Source organism: Actinomadura coerulea (genome assembly GCF_014208105.1).
GTDB lineage: Bacteria > Actinomycetota > Actinomycetes > Streptosporangiales > Streptosporangiaceae > Spirillospora > Spirillospora coerulea.
The window spans coordinates 2,928,885-2,949,860 of sequence record NZ_JACHMQ010000001.1 but is presented as its reverse complement, the minus strand read 5'-3'; the positions used below and the strand labels follow the sequence as shown (position 1 = coordinate 2,949,860).

General features: G+C 73.3%; 25 protein-coding genes and 3 tRNA genes. 16 read left to right on the top strand and 12 right to left on the bottom strand.

Translation table 11 applies throughout. The features are described 5' to 3' along the window. Positions 1 to 19 precede the first annotated feature (19 nt). Positions 20 to 559, top strand: coding sequence for a YciI family protein (locus BKA00_RS13715; protein WP_185025258.1), 540 nt, complete (start codon positions 20 to 22; stop codon positions 557 to 559). A 16-nt stretch (positions 560 to 575) separates the two neighbouring features. Here BKA00_RS13715 and lexA read toward each other — a convergent pair whose 3' ends face one another. The 3 genes from lexA to BKA00_RS13700 form a co-directional block, all read right to left on the bottom strand. Then, positions 576 to 1,238 (bottom strand): transcriptional repressor LexA, encoded by a 663-nt coding sequence (gene lexA, locus BKA00_RS13710; protein WP_185025257.1) that lies wholly within the window; start codon positions 1,236 to 1,238, stop codon positions 576 to 578. Between the two features lie 62 nt (positions 1,239 to 1,300). After that, positions 1,301 to 1,966, bottom strand: coding sequence for a DJ-1/PfpI family protein (locus BKA00_RS13705; protein WP_185025256.1), 666 nt, complete (start codon positions 1,964 to 1,966; stop codon positions 1,301 to 1,303). A 9-nt stretch (positions 1,967 to 1,975) separates the two neighbouring features. Continuing rightward, positions 1,976 to 2,401: an LPXTG cell wall anchor domain-containing protein gene (locus tag BKA00_RS13700; protein WP_230299028.1), complete on the bottom strand. Its 426-nt coding sequence runs from the start codon at positions 2,399 to 2,401 to the stop codon at positions 1,976 to 1,978. Between the two features lie 123 nt (positions 2,402 to 2,524). Here BKA00_RS13700 and BKA00_RS13695 point away from each other — a divergent pair, with 123 nt between their 5' ends. Continuing rightward, on the top strand, positions 2,525 to 3,490 hold the full coding sequence (locus BKA00_RS13695) for a GlxA family transcriptional regulator (protein ID WP_185025255.1): 966 nt from the start codon (positions 2,525 to 2,527) through the stop codon (positions 3,488 to 3,490). A 120-nt stretch (positions 3,491 to 3,610) separates the two neighbouring features. Further along, on the top strand, positions 3,611 to 3,784 hold the full coding sequence (locus tag BKA00_RS13690) for a hypothetical protein (RefSeq protein WP_185025254.1): 174 nt from the start codon (positions 3,611 to 3,613) through the stop codon (positions 3,782 to 3,784). A gap of 3 nt (positions 3,785 to 3,787) precedes the next feature. Here BKA00_RS13690 and BKA00_RS13685 read toward each other — a convergent pair whose 3' ends face one another. Next, positions 3,788 to 4,171, bottom strand: coding sequence for a hypothetical protein (locus BKA00_RS13685; protein WP_185025253.1), 384 nt, complete (start codon positions 4,169 to 4,171; stop codon positions 3,788 to 3,790). A 216-nt stretch (positions 4,172 to 4,387) separates the two neighbouring features. Between BKA00_RS13685 and BKA00_RS13680 the strand changes: the two genes are divergently transcribed. Together BKA00_RS13680 and BKA00_RS13675 are read left to right on the top strand one after the other, a co-directional pair. Beyond that, a complete protein-coding gene (locus BKA00_RS13680) occupies positions 4,388 to 5,017 on the top strand; it encodes a ClpP family protease (RefSeq protein WP_185025252.1) in 630 nt (209 codons plus the stop codon). Next, positions 5,014 to 5,616 carry a ClpP family protease gene (locus BKA00_RS13675; RefSeq protein ID WP_185025251.1) on the top strand — a complete coding sequence of 201 codons (603 nt, stop codon included), beginning with the start codon at positions 5,014 to 5,016 and terminating at the stop codon, positions 5,614 to 5,616. The genes BKA00_RS13680 and BKA00_RS13675 overlap by 4 nt, the downstream gene beginning before the upstream one ends. Positions 5,617 to 5,624: 8 nt before the next feature. On the opposite strand, the gene BKA00_RS13670 is transcribed toward BKA00_RS13675, so the two are convergent. After that, positions 5,625 to 6,017, bottom strand: a complete 393-nt coding sequence (locus BKA00_RS13670; RefSeq protein WP_230299027.1) for a helix-turn-helix domain-containing protein — start codon at positions 6,015 to 6,017, stop codon at positions 5,625 to 5,627. A gap of 90 nt (positions 6,018 to 6,107) precedes the next feature. On the opposite strand from BKA00_RS13670, the gene BKA00_RS13665 reads away from it, so the two are divergent. The 3 genes from BKA00_RS13665 (at position 6,108) to BKA00_RS13655 (ending at position 9,131) form a co-directional block, all read left to right on the top strand. After that, positions 6,108 to 7,232: an NAD(P)/FAD-dependent oxidoreductase gene (locus BKA00_RS13665; protein ID WP_185025250.1), complete on the top strand. Its 1,125-nt coding sequence runs from the start codon at positions 6,108 to 6,110 to the stop codon at positions 7,230 to 7,232. Positions 7,233 to 7,286: 54 nt separating this feature from the next. Continuing rightward, on the top strand, positions 7,287 to 7,997 hold the full coding sequence (locus BKA00_RS13660) for a TetR/AcrR family transcriptional regulator (RefSeq protein ID WP_185025249.1): 711 nt from the start codon (positions 7,287 to 7,289) through the stop codon (positions 7,995 to 7,997). 153 nt (positions 7,998 to 8,150) lie between these two features. Continuing rightward, positions 8,151 to 9,131 (top strand): NAD(P)-dependent alcohol dehydrogenase, encoded by a 981-nt coding sequence (locus tag BKA00_RS13655; RefSeq protein ID WP_185025248.1) that lies wholly within the window; start codon positions 8,151 to 8,153, stop codon positions 9,129 to 9,131. Positions 9,132 to 9,146: 15 nt separating this feature from the next. On the opposite strand, the gene BKA00_RS13650 is transcribed toward BKA00_RS13655, so the two are convergent. Then, positions 9,147 to 10,019 (bottom strand): DMT family transporter, encoded by an 873-nt coding sequence (locus BKA00_RS13650; protein WP_185025247.1) that lies wholly within the window; start codon positions 10,017 to 10,019, stop codon positions 9,147 to 9,149. 218 nt (positions 10,020 to 10,237) lie between these two features. On the opposite strand from BKA00_RS13650, the gene BKA00_RS13645 reads away from it, so the two are divergent. Then, complete coding sequence (locus tag BKA00_RS13645) at positions 10,238 to 12,283, top strand: right-handed parallel beta-helix repeat-containing protein (RefSeq protein ID WP_185025246.1); 2,046 nt, start codon at positions 10,238 to 10,240, stop codon at positions 12,281 to 12,283. A gap of 76 nt (positions 12,284 to 12,359) precedes the next feature. Next, positions 12,360 to 12,770 carry a RidA family protein gene (locus BKA00_RS13640; RefSeq protein WP_185025245.1) on the top strand — a complete coding sequence of 137 codons (411 nt, stop codon included), beginning with the start codon at positions 12,360 to 12,362 and terminating at the stop codon, positions 12,768 to 12,770. Between the two features lie 221 nt (positions 12,771 to 12,991). On the opposite strand, the gene BKA00_RS13635 is transcribed toward BKA00_RS13640, so the two are convergent. The 5 genes from BKA00_RS13635 to BKA00_RS13615 all read right to left on the bottom strand — a co-directional run bounded on the left by BKA00_RS13635 (position 12,992) and on the right by BKA00_RS13615 (position 15,230). After that, positions 12,992 to 13,063, bottom strand: a tRNA-Val gene (locus BKA00_RS13635). A 14-nt stretch (positions 13,064 to 13,077) separates the two neighbouring features. Next, positions 13,078 to 13,148 (bottom strand) — tRNA-Cys (locus tag BKA00_RS13630). A gap of 28 nt (positions 13,149 to 13,176) precedes the next feature. Further along, a tRNA-Gly gene (locus BKA00_RS13625) sits at positions 13,177 to 13,249 on the bottom strand. A gap of 42 nt (positions 13,250 to 13,291) precedes the next feature. Continuing rightward, positions 13,292 to 14,269 (bottom strand): CHAP domain-containing protein, encoded by a 978-nt coding sequence (locus tag BKA00_RS13620; protein ID WP_185025244.1) that lies wholly within the window; start codon positions 14,267 to 14,269, stop codon positions 13,292 to 13,294. Between the two features lie 157 nt (positions 14,270 to 14,426). Further along, positions 14,427 to 15,230 carry a universal stress protein gene (locus BKA00_RS13615; RefSeq protein ID WP_185025243.1) on the bottom strand — a complete coding sequence of 268 codons (804 nt, stop codon included), beginning with the start codon at positions 15,228 to 15,230 and terminating at the stop codon, positions 14,427 to 14,429. Positions 15,231 to 15,317: 87 nt separating this feature from the next. On the opposite strand from BKA00_RS13615, the gene BKA00_RS13610 reads away from it, so the two are divergent. After that, the gene (locus tag BKA00_RS13610; protein ID WP_185025242.1) at positions 15,318 to 15,926 is read left to right on the top strand and encodes a YceI family protein; all 609 of its coding nucleotides are present in this window, start codon (positions 15,318 to 15,320) and stop codon (positions 15,924 to 15,926) included. 31 nt (positions 15,927 to 15,957) lie between these two features. Here the strand turns inward: BKA00_RS13610 and BKA00_RS13605 are convergent, their stop codons facing one another. Beyond that, complete coding sequence (locus tag BKA00_RS13605) at positions 15,958 to 16,872, bottom strand: LysR family transcriptional regulator (RefSeq protein ID WP_185025241.1); 915 nt, start codon at positions 16,870 to 16,872, stop codon at positions 15,958 to 15,960. 93 nt (positions 16,873 to 16,965) lie between these two features. Here BKA00_RS13605 and BKA00_RS13600 point away from each other — a divergent pair, with 93 nt between their 5' ends. The 5 genes from BKA00_RS13600 to BKA00_RS13580 all read left to right on the top strand — a co-directional run bounded on the left by BKA00_RS13600 (position 16,966) and on the right by BKA00_RS13580 (position 20,962). Continuing rightward, positions 16,966 to 18,111, top strand: a complete 1,146-nt coding sequence (locus BKA00_RS13600) for a TDT family transporter (RefSeq protein ID WP_185025240.1) — start codon at positions 16,966 to 16,968, stop codon at positions 18,109 to 18,111. Positions 18,112 to 18,264: 153 nt separating this feature from the next. Continuing rightward, positions 18,265 to 19,344 (top strand): LLM class flavin-dependent oxidoreductase, encoded by a 1,080-nt coding sequence (locus tag BKA00_RS13595; RefSeq protein ID WP_185025239.1) that lies wholly within the window; start codon positions 18,265 to 18,267, stop codon positions 19,342 to 19,344. Further along, the gene (locus BKA00_RS13590; protein WP_185025238.1) at positions 19,341 to 19,934 is read left to right on the top strand and encodes an FMN reductase; all 594 of its coding nucleotides are present in this window, start codon (positions 19,341 to 19,343) and stop codon (positions 19,932 to 19,934) included. The genes BKA00_RS13595 and BKA00_RS13590 overlap by 4 nt, the downstream gene beginning before the upstream one ends. Positions 19,935 to 19,979: 45 nt before the next feature. Continuing rightward, positions 19,980 to 20,336, top strand: coding sequence for a metalloregulator ArsR/SmtB family transcription factor (locus BKA00_RS13585; RefSeq protein WP_185025237.1), 357 nt, complete (start codon positions 19,980 to 19,982; stop codon positions 20,334 to 20,336). Continuing rightward, positions 20,333 to 20,962: an SRPBCC family protein gene (locus BKA00_RS13580; RefSeq protein ID WP_185025236.1), complete on the top strand. Its 630-nt coding sequence runs from the start codon at positions 20,333 to 20,335 to the stop codon at positions 20,960 to 20,962. Before BKA00_RS13585 ends, BKA00_RS13580 begins: the two co-directional genes overlap by 4 nt. Positions 20,963 to 20,976 lie beyond the last annotated feature (14 nt).

The following is a 20,976-nucleotide window of genomic DNA, read 5'->3' as shown; positions in this document are numbered from 1 at the left end:
GCGGTGGTAGAACGACCGGATGGAGTTCTTCTGCTACCACCGTGACCGTGCCGGCTCGATCGGGCTCCGCGAGGAACTGGGGGAGCAGCACTGGTCCTACATGGACCGGTACGACAAGGAGCTGATCGCCCGGGGCCCGACCTTCGTCGGCGACGTCCCCACGGGCAGCGTCCACATCGTGGACCTGCCCGACCCCGCCGCCGCCCGCGCGTTCGCCTTCGACGAGCCCAACTACCAGGCGGGCGCCTACCGGGACGTCATGGTGCGCCGGTGGCGCAACGCCCTGGGCCGCACCATGTGGGACTTCCCCGGCGGCCGGACCGGCGGCGACCGCTTCCTCGTCATCGGCCTGGGCGAGGGGGAGGCCGCCGACCTCGACGTCCCCGCGAGCGACGACCTGATCGCCTACGGCCCCCTCCTCTCCGACGACGGCGGGGCCTGGCTCGGCACGGCCGTCCTGCTCCGCGCCCCGGACGCGGGCGCGGCCCGCGCCGTGCTCACCGAGGACCGCTACGCGGCCGTCGAGGTCCACCAGTGGGAGTTCGGCGGACGCCGCTGACCCCGCCCGCCCGCGGTCAGACGTTGCGCAGGACCGACACGACGACGCCGAGGACGGCGGCCCCGTCGCCGTCGATGACGTCGTAGGCGGGGTTGCGGGGTTCGAGCAGGACGTGGCCGTCGCGGCGCCGGTAGACCTTCACGGTGGCCTCACCGTCGATCATGGCGGCGACGATCTGGCCCGAATGGGCCTCGGGCTGCCGGCGGACCACGACGATGTCGCCGTCGCAGATCGCGGCGTCGACCATCGAGTCGCCGCGCACGCGCAGGCCGAAGACGGTGCCGCGCCCGGTGAGCTCGCGGGGCAGCAGCAGCGTGTCGTCGGCGTGCTCCTCGGCCAGGATGGGGGTGCCCGCGGCGATGTCCCCGACCACGGGCACGGGCACCTGGCCGCCGGCGGACTCCCGTGCGGGGCCCTCCCGCAGGAACGCACGCACGTCGATCGGACGGGCCACCGCGTCGCCGCGCCGCAGGAAGCCCTTGTCCTCCAGGCTCGCCAGGTGGCGCGACACCGACGACGGCGACCGCAGGCCGACGGCGTCGCCGATCTGGCGGGTGCTCGGCGCGTACCCGTACCTGACCGCCCAGTCGCGGATCATGGCCAGGATCCGCTGCTGGCGCTGGGGCAGCGCGGAGGCGTCCAGGTCCCCGAACGGGTCGAGCTCGCTGTAGGCGGTCACCCACGGAATTGTAGGGGCGCGGCGGCGGGCGGAGCGGCCGGGACGCGCGGCGGTGGCGGCCCTCAGGGGCGCATGGCCGCCTCCAGCGCCGCCGCCTCGAACCCGGCGGCCAGTTCCACGACGTCCTCGGGGGCGCGGGACGGGGAGCCGGCGTCGAACGGAGGCGCCGGGTCGTACTCCGTCCAGAGCTGGACGGCCTGGGCGGTGCGCGTGTCGGTGAGGAACTCCACCAGCCGCAGCGCCATGTCGATCCCGCTGGAGACGCCGGCGGCGGTCACGATGCGGGCCTCCCGCTCGACCACCACGCGCTCCCGGGCCGGGACGGCGCCGAACAGGGGGAGCTTGTCCAGGTGCCGGTAGTGGGTGGTCGCGCGCAGCCCGTCGATCAGGCCCGCGGCGCCGAGGACGAGGGACCCGGAGCACACCGAGGTCGTCCAGCGGGTGGAGGGATGGACGTCGCGCAGCCAGGCCGGGAGCGCACCCTCCAGCACGTGCACGGTCCCGGGCCCGCCGGGGACGACCACCACGTCCGGGCGCGGCGCCTCGTCGAGGCCCACGGCGGTCAGCCGGAGGGTGCGGCAGTCGTCGAGCACCGGGCCTGCCCGCTCGGCGGCGAGCACCACCCGGATGCCGGGCGTGAGGGCCAGCATCTGGTACGGGCCGATGACGTCCAGGGCGGTGAAGCGGTCGTAGAGCGGGATGACGACCGTGGTCTCGTGAGAAGTCATGACGGCGGCTCAGTGGCAGTACTCGCGGCGGCGCCGGAGCAGCACGGCGAGCATCGCGACCATCATCAGCACGTGCGCGGCCGTCATGAACGCCATCCCGCTCATGACGCCGGCCCACACGAGCGGGACCAGCGCCGCCGGCACGTACATCGCGGCGCACATCTCCAGCGTGCAGGCCCAGCCGTGGCGGCGCAGGCGCATCCAGGCGGCCATGCCGACCGCCATGTCGGTGGCCATCAGCAGGTAGCTGGCGCCGGGATGCGCGTCGAACGCGACCGTGAGCCCGGCGAGCGCCCGGAGGCCGCCGAAGACGAGCATCCCGGCGAACATGGCGAGCACCATCTCGACGTAGTGCAGGGTGAGCCGCCGCCAAGCGGTGCGCGGCCGCGCGGGGGCCTGGGGATCGGGGTCCAGAGTGCGGGACGTGGTAGCCATGGCATCACTCTCGGCGCGCCGGGACCCGTCCGCCAGCCCCGGACGCGGACAGGTCCGAAATCTTGGGGTGACGGTCTATCGGACATAGGTGATAGGCGCCGTACCGCGCACTACCGTGACGGTATGCACGAAATGCGTCGCGTCCTCGTGGTGGGCTACCCGGCGGCCGAACTGCTGGACATCGCCTGCGTCGTCTCGGCGCTCCAGGTGGCCAACTTCCTGAACGGGCGCGGCGTGTACGAGGTCTCGCTGGCCTCGCCCGGCGGCAGGCCGATCCACACCGGGACGGGCCTGACGCTGCAGGCGCAGCGGTCGCTGGAGCGCACCGCCGGGCCGCTCGACACGCTGGTGGTGTCGGGCGGTATCGGCTTCGTCGACGCGATGGAGGACGAGCGGCTGGTCGCGCACGTGCGCAGGCTCGGCCTGGAGTCCCGCCGCGTGGCGTCGGTGTGCACCGGCGCCGGGGTCCTCGCCGCGGCCGGTCTCCTGGACGGCCGGCGGGCGTCGACCCACTGGGAGCACGCCGGCTTCCTGGCGCGGCGGTTCCCGGCCGTCGACTTCGACAGCGGGCCCATCTTCGTGTCCGACGGGAAGGTCTGCACGTCCGCCGGCGTGACCGCCGCTCTGGACCTCACCCTGTCGTTCATCGAGGCCGACGTGAGCCCGGACCTGGCCCGGGGCGTGTCGCGGCAGCTGGTGACGTACCTGCAGCGGCCCGGCAACCAGGCGCAGATGAGCATGTTCACCGCGCCCTCGGCGCGCAACTCGCTGGTCCGGGACGCCGCCGCGCACATCGCCGGGAACCCGGCCGCGGACCTGTCGACGGCGGCGCTGGCGGCCCGCGCGGGCGTCAGCCAGCGCCACCTGGCGCGGCTGTTCCTGGCCGAGCTCGGCATGACCCCGGGCCGGTTCGTGCGCCGGGCGCGCGGCGAGGCGGCGGCGCACCTGCTGACCGGCACGGCGCTGACCGTGGAGACGATCGCGGCCCGCTGCGGCTTCGGCAGCGAGGAGGCGCTGCGCCAGGCGTTCCGCGGCCTGTACGGCGTCTCCCCGTCCCACTACCGCGCCACGCAGAGCACCACGGGGTGAGCCGGTTCCGCGTCCGCGGGTTCGCGCGATCGAGCACCCCCGGGACCAGGGGAATGTTTAGATCGAGGCCGGCGCGGTAGCGAGCGGACCGATTGCTCCGGTCGCCTCGGGAGACGAGACATGCCACTTTCAGACCAGCCCCCCCGCGACCAGGCACGCCCGCCCGAGGACCCGGCCGGCGACCAGGCGGCCGAGCCCCCGCCCCACACCGCCGCCCGCTACGCCTCCTTCACCGCGGCGACCTCGGCCACGCCGGCCGCGCGCTCGCCGCTCACCGCGTCCGCCCCCTCCTGACCCTCACCGCTCGCTCCGCGTCGCGTCGCCGGCGGTGCCGCTCGCGCCCGTCCCGAGGTGGCGGACGCGCCGTTCGACGTCCCTGCGCGCGCCGCCGGTGTCGGGCGCCGGATCCGACCCGAGGGTCCCGGCGGCCTGGCTCGCGCCCGTCCCCACGCCCCGGACGCGCCGCTCGACATCGGCGTGCGCCCGCTCGCCCGCCGACTCCGGCGCGCGGTCGCCGACGGCGCCGTGCCCGCCCGTCCCGAGGTGCCGGACGCGCTCGCGCACGTCGGTCCCGGCCTCGCCCCCGCCGGGCCCGGCCTCGGTCTCGAGCATCCCCGGCCGGTCGCTCGCGCCGGTGCCGACGCGCTGGACGCGCCGCTCGACGTCCGTCTCGGCGTCCATGCCACTGGTCTCCTCGTGCACGGCTTCCCCCCGGCGTCCGTCCCGGCCTCATGTCCCGAAGACTGCTGATACCCGCTCTGACCAGGCAACAAGCCCTCCGCCGAGCAAAGACGCCGCGCGAGCGCGCGGACCTCGGCGGGCCGCGCTGCTCTGGGCGGATCCGCCCACAGCAGCACAGGCTGTGAGCGGTGCGCGGGCGGGCGCAGAGTGAAGGGCATGAGCGAGGAACAGACAATCCCGTTGTTCAACGAACGAGTGCGGCGCGAGCTCTACCAGCAGCGCGTCCTCGTCCTCGACGGCCCGCTGGACGACGACAACGGCACGCTGCTGGCGACCCAGCTGATGATCCTGGCGAGGGAGGACGCCTCGACCGACATCGCGCTGTGGATCCATTCGCCCGGCGGGTCGGTGCCGTCGATGCTGGCGATCCGCGACGTCATGCGGCTGATCCCGTGCGACGTGTCCACGCTGGTGCTCGGCATCGCCTACAGCGCCGGCCAGTTCCTGCTGTCGTCCGGCACGCCCGGCAAGCGCCGCGCCATGCCGCACGCCCGCGTGCTGATGCACCAGGGCTCCGCCGGGATCGCGGGCGCCGCCGTCGACATCGAACTGCAGGCGAACGACCTGCGCCACACCCGCGACACGGTGCTCGGGCTCATCGCCGAGGACACCGGCCAGCCCATCGAGCAGGTCTTCGAGGACTCGCTGCACGACCGCTGGTACACGGCGCGCGAAGCGCTCGACTACGGCTTCGTCGACGCGATCGTCAGCACGTTCGACGAGGTCATGCCCGCCCGCCGCCGGCCCGTGGGGCTCGGCGCCCCGTCCGGAGGAACCGCACGATGAGCACCTACACGATCCCGAACGTCATCGCGCAGCACCCCCGCGGCGAGCGCGTCATGGACGTCTACTCGCACCTGCTGACGGAGCGGATCATCTACCTCGGCACCGCCATCGACGCGGGCGTCGCGAACGCCCTCGTCGCGCAGCTGCTGTACCTGGAGTCCGACAGCCCCGAGCGCGACATCCAGCTGTACATCAACTGCGAGGGGGGAGACCCGAGCGCGATGCTCGCCGTGTACGACACGCTGCGCTACATCCGCCCGCAGGTCGCGACGACGTGCGTGGGGCAGGCGGTCGCCGTCGGCGCCGTCCTGCTCGCCGCGGGCACTCCCGGCAAACGCGCGGCGCTGCCCCACACCCGCGTCGTCCTGCACCAGCCGATGGGGCAGGGCCGCGGAGCGATCCCGGACCTCATCCTCCAGGCGGACGAGGTCGTCCGGGTGCGCGCCGACATCGAGAGCATCCTGTCCCGGCACACCGGGCAGGACGTCGCGACCCTGCGCGCCGACACCGACCGCGACCGCGTCTTCACCGCGAACACGGCGCTGGACTACGGCCTCATCGACCACGTGATCGAGGAGCGGCAGCCGATGCCCGCGTAGCGGGCCGCCTACGCGGCCAGGGCGTACGCCGCCCGGCAGGTCGGGCCGGCCGGAGCCGCGCCGGCCGGCACGGCCAGCAGGGTCGTCGCGATCGCGAGGGTCAGGTCGCCGAGCGTCACGTCCAGGGCGCCGGCGACGGCGGCGATCATCTCGCTCGACGGCTCCTTGACGCCGCGCTCCATCTCCGAGAGGTACTGCGGCGAGACCCCGGCGCGGCGGGCGGTCTCCACCAGTATCTCGCCGCGTTCGAGGCGCAGCCGCCGCAGGGACCGGCCGAGCGCGTCGCGCCACAAGGGCTCGGCCGGGCGCGCCGCCGCCGGCTCGCGGGACGCCTCGTCGGCGGGCATGTCGTCGGCGGGCATGTCATCGGCAGGCGTGAGCTGTCGCGCGGTCTCGGCCATGCGCACATCGTAGATCGGCCTCGCCGCCGGACCCCAGGGATTCCGCCCACCGCAGAACGGCCGGGGCGGGGCGGCTGCCATCCTGGGAGCGTGCGCGTACTGGTCGTGGGAGCAGGGATCATCGGGGCCGCGCTGGCGGACCGGCTCACCCGCCCGGCGTCCGGCGCCCCCGTCCGCGTCACCGTGGTGGAGGCGGAGGCGCCCGGTGCCGGGACGTCCGGCACGAGCTACGCCTGGATCAACGCCAACGACCCCGCGGACCCGGCCTACCACCGGTTCCGGACGGCGGCGATGTCGGCCTGGCGCGACCTGGCGGCCGGCTTCGGCGACCCGGCCTGGTACCGGCCGTCGGGCAACGTCACCTGGGCCGCCGACGACGGCGCCAGGGAGCGGCTGGCCGGCCGGGTCGCCCGCCTGTCCGGCCTCGGCTACGCCGCCGACCTGATCACTTCCGACCGCTTCCGCCGGCTGGAACCGCACGCCGCCGCCCCACCGGACGCGCTCATCGCGCACTACCCGGGCGAGGCCCACCTGCACGGAGGCCCCGCCGCGCGGGCGCTGGCCCTGCGCGCCCGCGACTCCGGCGCCGAGCTGGTGACGGGCCGCCGCGCGGTGCGCCTCAACACCGGCGGCGACCGCGTGACCGGCGTGCGGCTCGACGACGGCCGCGACCTGGACGCCGACCTGACGGTCTGCGCGGCGGGCCGGCACAGCCCCGCACTCCTGGCCACCGCCGGGGTCGGACTCCCGGTGGTCGACCCGTCCGAACCCGGCTCGGCCGCACCGTGCCTCGTCGCCACCACCTCGCCGGCACAGGGCGCCCTGAACGGCCTCGTCCACGCCCCCGGCCTGTCCGCCCGGCCCGCGGAGAACGGGGGACTGGTCCTGGAAGCCGACGATCTGGACGCCGGAATCGACGAGTCGGCCTCCCCGGCGCTCATCCAGGAGGCCGGCCGCGAGCTGCTCGCCCGCGCGCGGGCGCTCGTCCCCGCCCTGACCGCGGAGGTCGCCGAGGTGCGGCGATGCGTCCGCCCGCTGCCGGTGGACGGCTACCCGCTCATCGGCTTCCAGCGCCCCGGCCTGTACACCGCCGTCACCCACAGCGGGATCACACTCGCCCCCCACCTCGCCGCCCTGGTCGCTGAGGAGATCGCCGGGAGACCGTCCCCCGAACTCGCCCCCTACCGCCCGGACCGCCCGGACCCGGCGCTCTAGAGAGTTCGCGCCAGACTTACCGTGTACGGACAGGGTGCGCCGGGAGGAAGATCCATGAGTTCACGGACCGACGCGGACGAGGCGGACGAGCGGGCCCGCGTCCCGCTGAGCCGCGGGCGGGTGCTGCGGGCGGCCGTGCGCCTCGCCGACCGCGACGGCCTCGAAGCGCTGACCATGCGCCGGCTCGCGCAGGAGGTCGGGGTCGAGGCGATGTCGCTTTACCACCACGTCGCGGGCAAGGAGGCCGTCCTCGACGGCGTGGTCGAGGTGGTCCTCGACGAGATCATGAAGGCGGTGGAGGAGGCCGAGGCCCCGCCCCCCGAGCGGGACTGGCGCGGGGCGCTGCGCGCGCGGGTCCTGGCGGCCCGGGCCGTTCTTCTCCGCCACCGCTGGGCCCCGGGCCTGCTCGGCGCCCGCAGCACCGTGAACCCGGCCGTCATCGCGTACTACGACCAGGTCGTCGGCCTGCTCCGCGCGGGCGGCCTCTCGTTCGACCTGGCCCACCGCGCCCTGCACGTCCTGGGCAGCCGCGCCCTCGGGTTCGCCCAGGAGCTGTTCCAGCCCGGCGAGACCCCGGCCGCCGGCGACCCCGCCCTGATGGAGCAGATGGCCGGCCTGTTCCCCAACCTCGCCGGGATGCTGGCGGACGCCGTCCACGACGATCCGGACGGCACCCTGGGTTTCTGCGACGACCAGTTCGAGTTCGAGTTCGCCCTCGACCTGATCCTCGAAGGGCTGGAGAGGCGCCGCGCCGCCGGTAGGTGACCCTCCGGCCTTCCGCGAGCGCACCGGACCCCCCCAAGGCCCGGTCCGGCGACCCCCTTGACCGCCTTACGGCGTACGACTACCTTACGACGTATGAGAACCTTACGGCGTACGCTGGACGCCTCCTCCGCCCTCTCTCACCCCGGGGCCGCCATGAAGGCCTGGACCTGGGACAGCTACGGCCCGCCCGACGTGCTGGCCCTCAAGGACGTCGACGAACCCGGCATCGGCCCTGACGAGGTGCTCGTCCGGGTGCGTGCGGCGGCCGTCAACCCCTACGACTGGCGCCACCTGCGGGCCGATCCCAAGCTGGTGCGGCTCAGCTGCGGCCTGCGCCGGCCGAGGCCGGGCCTCGTCCTCGGCGCCGACCTCGCCGGCGTCGTGGAGCGGACGGGCGGCGCGGTGACGGGGCTGCGTCCCGGCGACGAGGTCTTCGGGGAGGTCCGCCTCGGCTCGTTCGCCGAGGCCGCCGCCGTCCCGCGGGACCGGCTGGCCGTCAAGCCGGCCCGCCTCACCTTCGAGCAGGCGGCGTCGGTGTCGATGGCCGCGCACACCGCGCTGCAGGGGCTGCGGGACACGGGGAGGGTCTGCGCCGGGCAGCGGGTCCTCGTCAACGGAGCCTCCGGCGGCATCGGGACGTTCGCCGTCCAGCTCGCCAAGGTGTTCGGAGCCGAGGTCACCGGCGTGTGCGGCACCCGCAACCTCGAACTGGTCCGCTCCCTGGGCGCGGACCATGTCGTGGACTACACCCGCGAGGACTTCACGCAGCGGAAGGGACGGTACGACCTGCTCATGGACATCGTGGGCGACCGGCCGCTCGCCGAACTGCGGCGCTGCCTGACGCCCCGCGGCACGCTGGTGATCGTGGGCGGGATCGCCTCGCCGCGCGGCGGGCTGCTCGGCCCCGCCGGGCAGATCGTCCGCGGCGCTCTGGCCTCCCCCTTCGTCAGCCAGCGCATCGGCCACGTCGGCTGGAAGCCCAACGCCGCGGACCTGCGGTTCCTGGCCGGCCTGATGGAGCAGGAGCGGGTCACGCCCGTCATCGACCGGACCTACCCGTTCGCCGAACTCCCCGACGCCCTCCGCTACGTCGAGCGCGGCCACGCCCGGGGCAAGGTCGCCATCGCCCTCTGACCGCGGCCGGGGGAGTCAGGCCATCGCGATGGCGGCGATCCCGGCCAGCACCACGACCGAGCCCGCCAGGCGGCGGACGGCGTTCGCCTCGCCCAGCACCCGCCACGCGGCCAGTCCGCCGAGCACGATGCTCAGCTCGCGGGCGGGAGCGACCAGGCTGACCGGCGCGATCCGGAGCGCGAAGAGCACGAGCAGGTACGCCACCGGCGACAGCAGGCCGATGATGAGCACCTCGCGCCGGTGGCCGCGCCACAGCCGGGCGACCCGCGCCCTGTCGCGCAGCGCGTACGGCGCGAGGAGCAGGCTCTGGGCGAGCGCGCCGGAGCCGAAGTAGACCAGCGGCGGGACCGCCAGTTCCGTGACCGAATGCGCGTCCCACAGCGTGTAGCCCGCGATCACGGCCCCGGTGAGCACCCCGTAGAGGACGCCCGCGCGCCGCCGCGCCGGGGAGGCGCCGTCCTCCGCCGGTGCGCCGCCGCTGACGACCAGGACGCCGACGATCACCAGGAGGGCGCCGGCCAGGCCCGGCGGGCCGGGGTCCTCTCCGAGGAAGAGCACCGCCACCAGAACCGACAGCAGCGGCCCGGTACCCCTGGCCAGGGGATAGACCACCGACAGGTCGCCGACGGCGTACCCGCGCTGGAGCACGATTCCGTACGCCACGTGCAGGACCGCTGTCACCAGTGCCGCGAGCAGCCATGTCCATTGCGGACGCTGAGCGTCCAGCACCAGGAAGACGGCCGCCGCCGGAGCGAACACAACGGCCGAAACGGTGTAGTAGAGGAAGACGAAGGGCGCCCCTCCGTCACCGACCCGCTTCGCGGAGAAGTTCCAGAACGCGTGCACCACGGCGGCGACCAGAACGAGCGCGAGGGCCCAGCCGTTCACAAAGAGACCTTCCCCCAATACTTCGCGCCGGCGGAACCCCTGGGCAATGCGGCGCCATCGTACTCGCGCCGGCGCGGGGGAAGCGGTGACCGGTTGTGGACCTTGAAGGGTCCCGTATCGCCGCTAGATTGAACATGAATTTCGCTCAAATTTCGTGATTCGTGGGGCCGCAGGCCGAGCGGGCGCTCGGCGGAGGCTTCCGGGACGAGGGTCGACTGATGGGCAGACGGTTTCTCGGCAGGCTCTGGCTGGTCGTCGCCACCGCGTCCGGGCTGGTCCTCGGGCTGATGGTGAGCGCGGACGCGCACATCGAACGTCCCTCCTACTGGCCGCTGCCCGGCCCGGACTGCTCGGTCAGCCCGTGCGCGGGCGGCGCGGTGCCCAAGGCCAGGAGCCTGGCCTCGTCGCTCACGGCGACCAGGGGCTCCACGACCCGCGTGGTGTGCCGCCCCGACTCGCTCAAGCGGCTGGAGGCCTCGATCCGGCGGGCGCGGAAGTCGGGCTACGACATCCGGCCGCACGACCACCGGCGGTTCAGCGCCGCGGAGGCGCGGGAGCTCACGCGGATCAACCGGGCGCTGGCCTCGCGGTGCCGGTACGGCGAGATCCAGCCCGCGGTGACCGACTCGGGCAACAACGACAGGGTCGTGGTCCTGCCGGGCATCTACACCGAGCCCACCTCGCGCGCGAAGCCCACCCACGACAAGGCGTGCGACCCGTACAAGCTGAGCACGGGGGCCTACTCCTACCTCGGCGAGTTCAAGTGCCAGAACGACGCCAACCTGATCGCCGTCCTGGGCCGCTCGCCCGGTTCCGGCAAGGACCCGGACCCGCCGCTGGTCGACCGGCACGGCATCCCCAACCGGGGCGCGTGCGTGCGCTGCAACCTCCAGCTCGAGGGGTCCGGCGTCAGCGCGGACGACGTGGTGGTGGAGGCGGGCGACCCCTCGTCCGGCAACGGCGGCCCGCGCCGCTCGGTGAAGGACGTGGGCATCCGCGCCGACCGGGCCGACGGCTTCGTCCTGCGGAACGTGACCGTCCGGCACGCCGAGGAGCACGACATCTACGTGCTGGAGAGCAACGGGTACCTGCTCGACCGCTTCAAGACCTTCTACGCGGGCGAGTACGGCGTGCTCACCTTCGTCGAGGACCACGGCGTGATGCAGAACTGCGAGGCGGCGGGCAACGGCGACTCCGGGCTCTACCCCGGGTCGGGTGCCAAGACGTCGGCCGGCCGCGACCCGAAGGTCTATCCCACGGCGCGCTACAGCCAGGAGATCCGCTACTGCGACTCCCACCACAACACCAGCGGCTACTCCGGGACGGACGGCAGCGGCACCTGGCTGCACCACAACAACTTCTACGGCAACGCGCTCGGCTTCACGACCGACGTGTTCACCGCGGCGGGGCATCCCGGCTTCCCGCAGCAGGGCGACCTGATCGAGAAGAACGACTTCTACTCCAACAACTTCAACCCCTACCTGCCCGGCAGCGACGTGGTGCCGACCGTGCCGGTCCCCGTCGGGACCGGCATGTGGATCGCGGGCGGCGACGACAACGTCGTCCGCGACAACCGGTTCCGTGACAACGACAGGCGCGGCGCCATGCTGTTCGCCGTTCCCGACGCCTTCGTCTGCGGGCCCGGGAACGGCCCCATCACCGGCTGCGACCCGCTGAAGCTGTCCACGTCGCACCGCAACTCGTTCCACGGCAACACGATGTCCGGCAACGGCGTCGACTTCTGGTGGGACGCCTTCCCGGGCAACGTGGGCAACTGCTGGTACTCCAACGGCGACGCGACCGGCTCCCCGAAGAACCTGCCCGACTGCCTGAACGGCAAGGTCCCCTGGCTGAGCATCGGTCTCGGCAACCTGGAGAACGAGGCCGAGCTGTTCGTCTGCATGTCCGACCTGAAGCCCGGCGGCCCGTGCCCCTGGTTCAAGTCCCCGGCCGCCGGGAAGGCGGCGCCCGCCGGCGGCCACGACCACGGCGCGGCGGGAGAGCTCGACGACGCGCTGCTCGCGGCGGTGACGTGCCGCTCCTGGCAGGGGATGGACACCGATCAGCGCGATCACATGCTGACCAGGATGCAGGTGTTCATGGGCGGCCAGATCGACCACCCCGGGGCGCGCGGCACGACCCTCAGCAACCGGAAGGCGACCAGCGTCCTCGACAACGCCTGCGGCCTCTCCTTCGCCGGAGAGTTCAAGCTGTACAAGCTCTACGCCCGCGCGGCGGCGTTCACCCCGCAACTACGACGCTGAGGCGCCCGAGAAAATACGTCGACCATCGCGGCGACCTCTGGAAAGGTGGGGGACCGTCCACCCCGGAGGAACGCCCATGCCGCGTGCCGTCACGCTGATCCGCTCTGCGTCGCTGTCCTCCGTCGCCGAGTACGCCTACGCGGCGACCGCCCCGGCGGATGCCCGCCTCATCTTCCTCGCCGGTTCGTGCCCGCTGGACGAGGACGGCTCCACCGCCGCGATCGGCGACTACGCCGGGCAGGCGGCCAAGGCCCTGGAGAACATGCGGACCGCTCTGGCGGACGCCGGGGCGTCACTCGACGACGTCATCAGTACCCGCGTACTAGTCGCGTCCTCTCGGCAGGAGGACCTGGGGGCGGCCTGGAAAGTGGTCCGGGACGCGTTCGGCGATCACGACGTCCCGAGCACGCTGATGGGCGTCACCGTCCTCGGCTACCACGACCAGCTCGTGGAGATCGAAGCCGTCGCCGCCGTCCTCGACTCCTGACCACGGCCGTCAGTTCCCCGGGCCGCTCAACCACGGCCAGGGGAGGGGGAGATCGCTAAGCCCAGCCACGTGAGTCCCAAGGACGCGCCAGACAGCTCAGCCCGCACGCAGGGGGCGTGGGGGACGGAGTCCCCCACATCGGGGGTCTGGGGGTCGCCCCCAGAAAAGCATTGCGGGCCATCGGGGAAGGCGCAAAGCGCCGACCACGACAGCCCGACTCGTGGGCGATACTGGGATTGAACCAGTGGCCTCTACCGTGTCAAGGTAGCGCTCTCCCACTGAGCTAATCGCCCTTGCGTGTGCTGCGAGGTGGAGACGGGATTTGAACCCGTGTACACGGCTTTGCAGGCCGTTGCCTCGCCTCTCGGCCACTCCACCAGAGCGAGGCCTGACGGGGGCCTCTCAGAGCGGACGACGGGATTCGAACCCGCGACCCTCACCTTGGCAAGGTGATGCTCTACCAACTGAGCCACGTCCGCGTGCCGGTCCGGGGGTCGCCCCCCGGGCTCGCACGAACAACTCTAGCGGAATCCTGGAGTGCTTGCGTACCGGTCGGATTCGGAGTCGGTGAGCTCGGCGTGCAGGGTGTTCCAGAAGTCGAGTTCGCCGTCCTCTTCGAGGTGGGCGATGCGGCCCCAGAACTCGCGGTCCTCGGCGGCGTGGGCGGCGGCGAGCGAGATGGCGGGCATCAGGGTGGTGCCGGCGTCGGCGGCGTCGAGGTCGGCGGGGGTGACGTCGGCCGGGAGGGCGACGGGGGTCGCGGGGCGGTGGTGCTTGCCGCGCTTGCGGACGCGGATGGGCGGGGACGTGGGGGCCTTCGCGGCGGCGGCGCGGCCGGCGGCGAGGGCCACGGTGCCGCACAGGACGAAGGCGAGGATTCCGCCGAGGACGACTTCCTGGGCGGGGACGTGCTCAGGGGCGGGCGCGGGCGCGGGGGTGTGCTGCTCGTGGGTGCGCGTCGCGGCGGCGGGGGCGCCGACCTGGTCGACGGTGGGGGCGGGGGCGGCGTGCTTCGGCGTGTACTTCGCCTCGACCTTGATCTTGGACGGGTAGCCGAAGCCGACGACGGAGTCCATGTCGCGGGTCTTGCGCATGAGCTTGTAGCCGTCGGCGTTGCCCTCGATGGTGTGGAGCGTGCGGCCGTCGACCTTCTCGACGATGCCGACGTGGTCGATCTGGTCGATGTCGCCGGAGCCGTTCCAGTCGTAGAAGACGATGGCGCCGGGTTCGGGGTCGTGGCCCCAGGCGTCGTTCTTCTTGAACCACTTGGCGTGGTCGACGGTGGAGGCGAACTGCCCGGCCTGGCCGGTGACGTCGGCCTTGTCGGCGGCCCAGGCGAGGAACATGTCGCACCAGGGCGCCGTCGTGAAGTACTCGTCGTGGTCGCCGTCGATGTTCTTGCGGTACCACTCGCCGAACTTGGTGTAGCCGTCGCCCTTCTCGGTGTACCCGAGCTCCTTGGTGGCGATGTCGAGCAGCTTCTTGCCGATCGGGTCCATCTCGCTCCTGACGCGCCTCGCTCGTTCGGGCGAGGTGGCGCCCGACCGGGGGACGGAACGCGCCCCGGTCGAAGGTCACGTTCCGATCTCGACGGAATGTAGCCGAGGTAAACGGTGGGCGGCAAGCTGTTCCGTGGAACCGGTCAAAAGGGACTACTCAGTAGTAGCCTCGCGGGAGGACGGCGACCGGACAGGGCGCCGCGCGCAGGACCTTGAGAGCCACCTCGCCGAGGAAGACGCGGTGGGCGGCCGCGTCCTCGCTGGACGCGCAGACGAGCAGCTCGCCCTCGGGCCAGTCCACGTCCTCCAGCGCGTCCGCGACGTCGTCGCCCTCGGCCACCTCGGCGGTGACGTCCTCGGGGACCAGGTCCGCGGAGTCCACGGCGAGCCGGATGGCGAGGGCGAGGTCGTCGCGGAGCGGCTCGGGGTTGACGTCGCCGATGGCCAGGGTGACCAGCCGGAGCGGCACCTCCAGGCGCTCGGCGGCCTGGGCGGCGCGGATCACCGCCTCGTCGCACTGGGGCCGCCGCACGTACATGACCGTGATCCGGGCCAGCTCGTCGGGCGGCCGGTGGCCGGACGGGGCGAGCATCACGGCCTCGGTCGCCGAGTGGAGCAGGTGGTCGGCGGCGGCGCCGACGCCGATCCGGCCGCGGGCGCCGCCCTCGGGGGAGCCGACGACGATCAGGTCGGCGCCGATCCGGCTGGCGAGCACGGTCAGGCCGCGCCCGACGCTGCGGCCCTCCTGGACGAGCAGGTCCGCGGGCTCCCCGTCCAGGAGGCCGGCCACCTGCTCCAGGAGGGCGCGGGCCTCGCCGGCCGCGGCGGGCAGGTCCGGCGGATGGACGGTCGCCACGCTCAGCCGGCCGCCGGTCAGCGCGACGATCCCGCGGGCGAGGTCGAGTGCCTCCCGGCCGCCCGCGTCGGGGACGTATCCGGCGAGCACGTGTTCACCGATCATGTCCGAAGCATTCCCCCTCCGGGCCCGGACAGACCAGAGTGACTTTTGGGGTACTTTTGCCGAGTTATCTAACTTATGGGGGGATTGATGGGTGGCGAGGTACCCGACCTCGAAGCCGGCCGCTGGACCATCGACCCGGTCCACTCCGAGATCACCTTCTCGGTCCGGCACCTGATGACGACGGTTCGCGGCTCGTTCCCGGACTTCGAGGGGGAGGTCGTGGTCGGGAGGGACCCGCTGGAGTCCACCGCCCGCGCGGAGATCCGGATGGGCTCGATCGACACCCGCAGCAGCGAGCGGGACGAGCACGTCCGCTCGGCCGACTTCCTGGACGTGCGCCGCCACCCGGTGATGAGCTTCACCGGTACCGGTGTGGAACGCGCCGCGATCGGCCGCCGGGCCCGCACGCCCCGCTACCACCTGCACGGCGACCTGACGATCAAGAACGTGACCCGTCCGGTCCGGCTGCTGACCGAGTTCCACGGCGTCGGCCCCGACCCGTGGGGCGGCCTCCGCGCGGGCTTCACCGCGACCGCCTCCATCAGCCGCCGCGACTTCGGCATCGAGTTCAACATCCCGCTCCAGGGCGACCGGGTCATGCTCGGCGACGAGATCGCGATCGCGCTGGAGATCCAGGCCGTGTTCGCCGCCGTCGAGGTCCCCTCCCCGGGCGCCGAGGTCCCGCTCGACCGCTGACCGCCCGCCCGAGCGGCCCGGCCCGCCGCGGCTAGCCGCCGGCGCGGGAGGCGCGGGTCAGGCCCAGGAGCTCGCGGGCGGGACCGGCGGGGCGCCGGCCCGCCGGCCAGACCGCGCGCAGCGGGCGTGCGAGGTCCAGTTCGGGGACGGGGACGCAGACCAGCCGCCCGGCGGCCACCTCGTCGGCGACCGCCAGATCGCTCACCACGACCGGCCCGGCGCCGGAGACGGCCGCCGCCTTGAGCGCGGTGGTGGAGGCGAGTTGCAGCATCGGCGGCGCCGTCCCGCCGTGCGCGGCCAGCGCCCGGTCCAGGACCTCGCGCGTCCCCGAGCCCTCCTCGCGCAGGACGAGGGGCGTCCGCGCGAGCTCGGCGGCCGGGACCCCGGAGCGCCGCCGCGCCCAGGGGTGGCCCGGGCCGACCACGACGACCAGCCGGTCGGTGGCGACGACGGTGCCGTGCAGTCCGGCCGGCGTGCGCGCCCCCTCCACGAACCCGAGGTCCGCGGCGCCGCCGCGCACCTGCTCGGCCACCACGGTCGAGTTGGCGGTGCGCAGGGTCACCGCGACGCCGGGGCGGACGGTCCTGAGGGTCACCAGCCAGCCCGGCATCAGGTACTCGGCGACCGTGAGGCTCGCCACCACGCGCAGCCGCCCGTCGCGCCGCTCGCGCAGCGCGTCGAGCCCCGCGTCGAGCGCCTCCGCCGCCGCGACCACCTGCCGGGCCCACTCGGCGACCAGCGCGCCCTCCTCGGTGGGACGGGAGCCGCGCGGCGACCGTTCGAGCAGCGCCACGCCGATCAGTCGCTCCATCGAGCGGATCCGGGCGCTGGCGGCGGGCTGGGTGACGCCGAGCTCGGCCGCCGCGCGCCCGACGCTGCCCAGGCGGACGACGGCGAGCAGCAGTTCGAGGGCGCCGAGGTCGGGGACGCGGTGCGAGACGGCCATGACCGCGATTCTACGGACCCATAGGGCCACTTTATGACCCCATAGAGCCATGACCTCTACTGATGACGGTCAATGCGGTGGAACCTGGACATCATGAGCCTCCCCACCCCGAACCGCGCCCTGCTGGGCGCGCTCGACCGCCCGACCGAGGCGTTCCGGCATCTCGGTCCGAACTGGTACGCGGCCGTCATGGGCACGTCGATCGTTGCGAACGGGGCGAACGCGCTGCCGGTGGACGTCCCCGGCCTGCACGCCTTCGCCGTGGTCGTGTGGGCGGGCTCGCTGCTGATGCTCCTCGCGCTCATGGCGGCGCGCGCCGTCCACTTCGTCCGGCACGCGGACGTGGCGCGGTTCCAGCTGCTGGACAACCCCGCCACGGCCGTGTTCTACGGCTGCCCGCCGATGGCGATGCTCGCCGTCGGCTACGGGACGCTCATGCTCGGCCCCGAGGTGATCGGAACCCAGGCGGCGATCGCCCTGGACGCCGTCCTCTGGACGCTCGGGACCCTCTACGCGGTGCTGGCCGCCGCCGGCGTCCCCTACCTCATGATCACCCGGCACGATCCGGGGCCCGCGAACCCGACCTGGCTGCTGCCCGTCGTCGCCCCGATGGTGGCCGCGGCGCTCGGCCCCGCGCTCGTCCCGCACCTGCCGGAGGGGCAGGCCCGCGCCACCATGCTGTTCGGCTGCTACGGCCTGTTCGGCGCGAGCCTGCTGGCCACGCTGGTCCTGCTGCCCGGGATCTGGTCGCGGCTCGCCGGCGGCCCGTCCTCGCCGGTCGCCCTCACCCCGACGCTGTTCCTCGTGCTCGGGCCGCTCGGGCAGTCCACCACGGCCGTCGTGCAGATCGCGAACGCGGCGGGGCAGGCCGCTCCCGGATACGCGGCGGCGGCGCGCGCGTTCGCCGTCCTCTACGGCGCGCCGGTGATGGGCTTCGCGCTGCTCTGGCTGGTCATCGCGGCGACCGCGAACCTGCGGGCGCTGCGCGGCGGCATGCCGTTCGCGATGACGTGGTGGGCGTTCACCTTCCCGGTCGGCACGTGCGTGACCGGCGCGTCCGGCCTGTCGCGGATCACGGGTCTGGACGCGCTGACCGACGTGGCCGTGCTCCTCTACCTCCTCCTCGTCGCGGCCTGGGCCGTGGCCGGCGTCCAGACGGTCCGGGGCGCGCTCAGCGGGCGCCTCTTCCTGCCCGCCGTCCCGCGCCCGGCGCCGCTGCGACCGGTTCCCGCCGCCTAGGAGGCGGTGCGCGCGACCGGAGGTCCGGCGGGGGCCGATCGCCGCCTCCCCCCGGCCCGCCTGGCGTCCTCGCCCCCCGGGAGGGGCAGGAATACCCGCCGGCGGGCCGGGGTTCGGTAGGATGATTGAAAGTTCTACTATTTGGAGGCCGGCATGCAGTTCGGGATATTCACGGTCGGCGACGTCACCCCCGACCCGACCGACGGCCGCGTCCCGACCGAGGCCGAGCGGATCAAGGCCATGGTGGCGATCGCGCTCAAGGCCGAGGAGGCCGGCCTGGACGTCTTCGCGACCGGCGAGCACCACAACCCCCCGTTCGTGCCGTCCTCCCCGACCACGATGCTCGGCTACATCGCGGCGCGCACCGAGCGGCTGATCCTGTCCACCGCGACCACGCTGATCACCACCAACGACCCGGTGAAGATCGCCGAGGACTTCGCGATGCTCCAGCACCTCGCCGACGGCCGGGTGGACCTGATGATGGGGCGCGGCAACACCGGACCCGTCTACCCCTGGTTCGGCAAGGACATCCGCGACGGCATCCCGCTCGCCATCGAGAACTACCACCTCCTGCACCGGCTGTGGCGCCAGGACGTCGTCGACTGGGAGGGCAAGTACCGCACGCCGCTCCAGTCGTTCACCTCGACGCCGCGGCCGCTGGACGGGGTCCCGCCGTTCGTCTGGCACGGCTCGATCCGCAGCCCGGAGATCGCCGAGCAGGCCGCCTTCTACGGCGACGGCTTCTTCGCCAACCACATCTTCTGGCCGACGGACCACTTCCAGCGCCTGATCGGCCTGTACCGGCGCCGCTACGAGCACTACGGGCACGGCTCCGCCGACCAGGCGATCGTCGGCCTCGGCGGGCAGGTGTTCATGCGCAGGAACTCCCAGGACGCCGTCCGCGAGTTCCGCCCGTACTTCGACAACGCGCCCGTCTACGGGCACGGGCCCTCGCTGGAGGAGTTCTCCTCGGAGACGCCCCTCACGGTCGGCAGCCCGCAGCAGGTCATCGACAAGACGCTGACGTTCCGCGACCACTTCGGCGACTACCAGCGCCAGCTGTTCCTGATGGACCACGCGGGGCTGCCGCTGAAGACGGTCCTGGAGCAGATCGACATGCTGGGGGAGGAGGTCGTGCCCGTGCTGCGCAAGGAGTTCGAGTCGCTGCGCCCGGCGCACGTCCCGGCGACCGCCCCGACCCACGCTTCCCGTCTCGCCGAGGGGGTCCGATGACCACGCTCGCCGTCGTCTCCGCCGGGCTCGGGCAGCCCTCGTCCACCCGGCTCCTGGCCGACCGCCTCGCCGAGGCGGCGGCCGGCGCCCTCCGCGGGGACGCGACCGTCGAGACGATCGAGCTGCGCGACCACGCGCACGCCATGGTCGACGCGACCCTGACCGGCTTCCCGTCCGGGACGTTCCGCGCCGCCGCCGAGACGGTGGCGAACGCCGACGGCCTCATCGCCGTGACACCGGTCTTCAACGCGTCCTTCAGCGGGCTGTTCAAGACGTTCTTCGACGTCCTGGAACGCGGCTCCCTGGAGGGCACGCCGGTGCTGCTCGGCGCGACCGGCGGCACCGCCCGGCACTCCCTGGCGATCGATTACACGATGCGGCCCCTGTTCGCGTACCTGCGCGCTAGCGTCGTCCCGACCGGCGTCTACGCGGCGTCCGAGGACTGGGGGAGCGCCGAGACCGCCCTGCCCGAGCGCGTCGCCCGGGCCGGCGCCGAACTGGCCGCCCTGGTGGAGGCCCGTCCGGCCCCGGCGAAGGACGACCCGTACGAGGCGCCCGTTCCGTTCGAGCGGCTTCTCGCGGGATACTGAACTTGAGATTTGGCTTATATAAGCCGAGCCTGTAACTTGGGTTACGTGCACGCGTTTCTTGTGGTGGGCGACCCCGTCCGGCGCCGGATCCTCGAGCTGCTCGCCGAGGGCGAGCGCTCGTCCGGCGAGGTGACGGCGGTCGTCCGGCAGGAGTTCGGGATCTCCCAGCCCGCCGTGTCCCAGCACCTGAAGGTGCTGCGCGACAGCGGATTCGCCGTCGTGCGGGCGGAGCGGACGCGCCGGCTCTACGCTGTCGACTCAGCACCGCTGCAGGAGTTGGACGCGTGGCTCGAACGCTTCCGCCGGCCCTGGACGCCGCGTCTGGACGCCCTGGCGACCGAGATCGCCCGCGGGAAGCGCGCACACCGCACGCATCAGGACGACCCAGGGAGCGAGACATGATCGAAGTCACCGGCCAGATCAACACGGTCACCCGCACGGTGGGCGAGAAGGCGCTGGAGTCCGGCACCGCGAGGACCGCGACGATCACCAGGGTCTACGACACCGGCGTCGACGACCTGTGGAACGCCGTCACCGACCCCGAGCGGATCTCCCGCTGGTTCCTGCCGGTCTCCGGCGACCTGCGGCTCGGCGGCCGCTTCCATCTGGAGGGCAACGCCAGCGGGACGATCGAGCGCTGCGACCCGCCGAAGGGGTTCGCGGCGACGTGGGAGTACGGCGGCCAGACCACCTGGATCGAGGTCCGGCTGACCCCCGAGGCGGACGGCCGGACCCGGTTCGAACTGGAGCACACCGCCCTCGTCGACCCTTCGCAGAACCAGTTCGGCCCGGGCGTCGTCGGCATCGGCTGGGACATGGGGCTCCTCGGCCTCACCATCCACGTGGAGTCCGGCGAGGACGCCCGGGCCAAGCTCGGCGACTCCTGGGCCATGTCCGAGGAGGGCCGCGAGTTCGCGCGGCAGGCCGGCGAGGGCTGGTACGCCGCCGACGTCGCGGCCGGCGCCGACGAGGCCACCGCCCGCACCGCGGCGGACTTCACCATCGCCATGTACACCGGGGAGCAGTGACCTCCGGCGCCGAA

Excerpts from the sequence above, each read along its gene's own strand:
- BKA00_RS13715 (WP_185025258.1), top strand. The coding sequence starts at position 20 with ATGGAGTTCTTCTGCTACCACCGTGACCGTGCCGGCTCGATCGGGCTC.
- BKA00_RS13705 (WP_185025256.1), bottom strand. The coding sequence starts at position 1,966 with ATGACTTCTCACGAGACCACGGTCGTCATCCCGCTCTACGACCGCTTC.
- BKA00_RS13700 (WP_230299028.1), bottom strand. The coding sequence starts at position 2,401 with ATGGCTACCACGTCCCGCACTCTGGACCCCGATCCCCAGGCCCCCGCG.
- BKA00_RS13695 (WP_185025255.1), top strand. The coding sequence starts at position 2,525 with ATGCACGAAATGCGTCGCGTCCTCGTGGTGGGCTACCCGGCGGCCGAA.
- BKA00_RS13690 (WP_185025254.1), top strand. The coding sequence starts at position 3,611 with ATGCCACTTTCAGACCAGCCCCCCCGCGACCAGGCACGCCCGCCCGAG.
- BKA00_RS13685 (WP_185025253.1), bottom strand. The coding sequence starts at position 4,171 with ATGGACGCCGAGACGGACGTCGAGCGGCGCGTCCAGCGCGTCGGCACC.
- BKA00_RS13680 (WP_185025252.1), top strand. The coding sequence starts at position 4,388 with ATGAGCGAGGAACAGACAATCCCGTTGTTCAACGAACGAGTGCGGCGC.
- BKA00_RS13675 (WP_185025251.1), top strand. The coding sequence starts at position 5,014 with ATGAGCACCTACACGATCCCGAACGTCATCGCGCAGCACCCCCGCGGC.
- BKA00_RS13670 (WP_230299027.1), bottom strand. The coding sequence starts at position 6,017 with ATGGCCGAGACCGCGCGACAGCTCACGCCTGCCGATGACATGCCCGCC.
- BKA00_RS13660 (WP_185025249.1), top strand. The coding sequence starts at position 7,287 with ATGAGTTCACGGACCGACGCGGACGAGGCGGACGAGCGGGCCCGCGTC.
- BKA00_RS13655 (WP_185025248.1), top strand. The coding sequence starts at position 8,151 with ATGAAGGCCTGGACCTGGGACAGCTACGGCCCGCCCGACGTGCTGGCC.
- BKA00_RS13645 (WP_185025246.1), top strand. The coding sequence starts at position 10,238 with ATGGGCAGACGGTTTCTCGGCAGGCTCTGGCTGGTCGTCGCCACCGCG.
- BKA00_RS13640 (WP_185025245.1), top strand. The coding sequence starts at position 12,360 with ATGCCGCGTGCCGTCACGCTGATCCGCTCTGCGTCGCTGTCCTCCGTC.
- BKA00_RS13620 (WP_185025244.1), bottom strand. The coding sequence starts at position 14,269 with ATGGACCCGATCGGCAAGAAGCTGCTCGACATCGCCACCAAGGAGCTC.
- BKA00_RS13615 (WP_185025243.1), bottom strand. The coding sequence starts at position 15,230 with ATGATCGGTGAACACGTGCTCGCCGGATACGTCCCCGACGCGGGCGGC.
- BKA00_RS13610 (WP_185025242.1), top strand. The coding sequence starts at position 15,318 with ATGGGTGGCGAGGTACCCGACCTCGAAGCCGGCCGCTGGACCATCGAC.
- BKA00_RS13605 (WP_185025241.1), bottom strand. The coding sequence starts at position 16,872 with ATGGCCGTCTCGCACCGCGTCCCCGACCTCGGCGCCCTCGAACTGCTG.
- BKA00_RS13600 (WP_185025240.1), top strand. The coding sequence starts at position 16,966 with ATGAGCCTCCCCACCCCGAACCGCGCCCTGCTGGGCGCGCTCGACCGC.
- BKA00_RS13595 (WP_185025239.1), top strand. The coding sequence starts at position 18,265 with ATGCAGTTCGGGATATTCACGGTCGGCGACGTCACCCCCGACCCGACC.
- BKA00_RS13590 (WP_185025238.1), top strand. The coding sequence starts at position 19,341 with ATGACCACGCTCGCCGTCGTCTCCGCCGGGCTCGGGCAGCCCTCGTCC.
- BKA00_RS13580 (WP_185025236.1), top strand. The coding sequence starts at position 20,333 with ATGATCGAAGTCACCGGCCAGATCAACACGGTCACCCGCACGGTGGGC.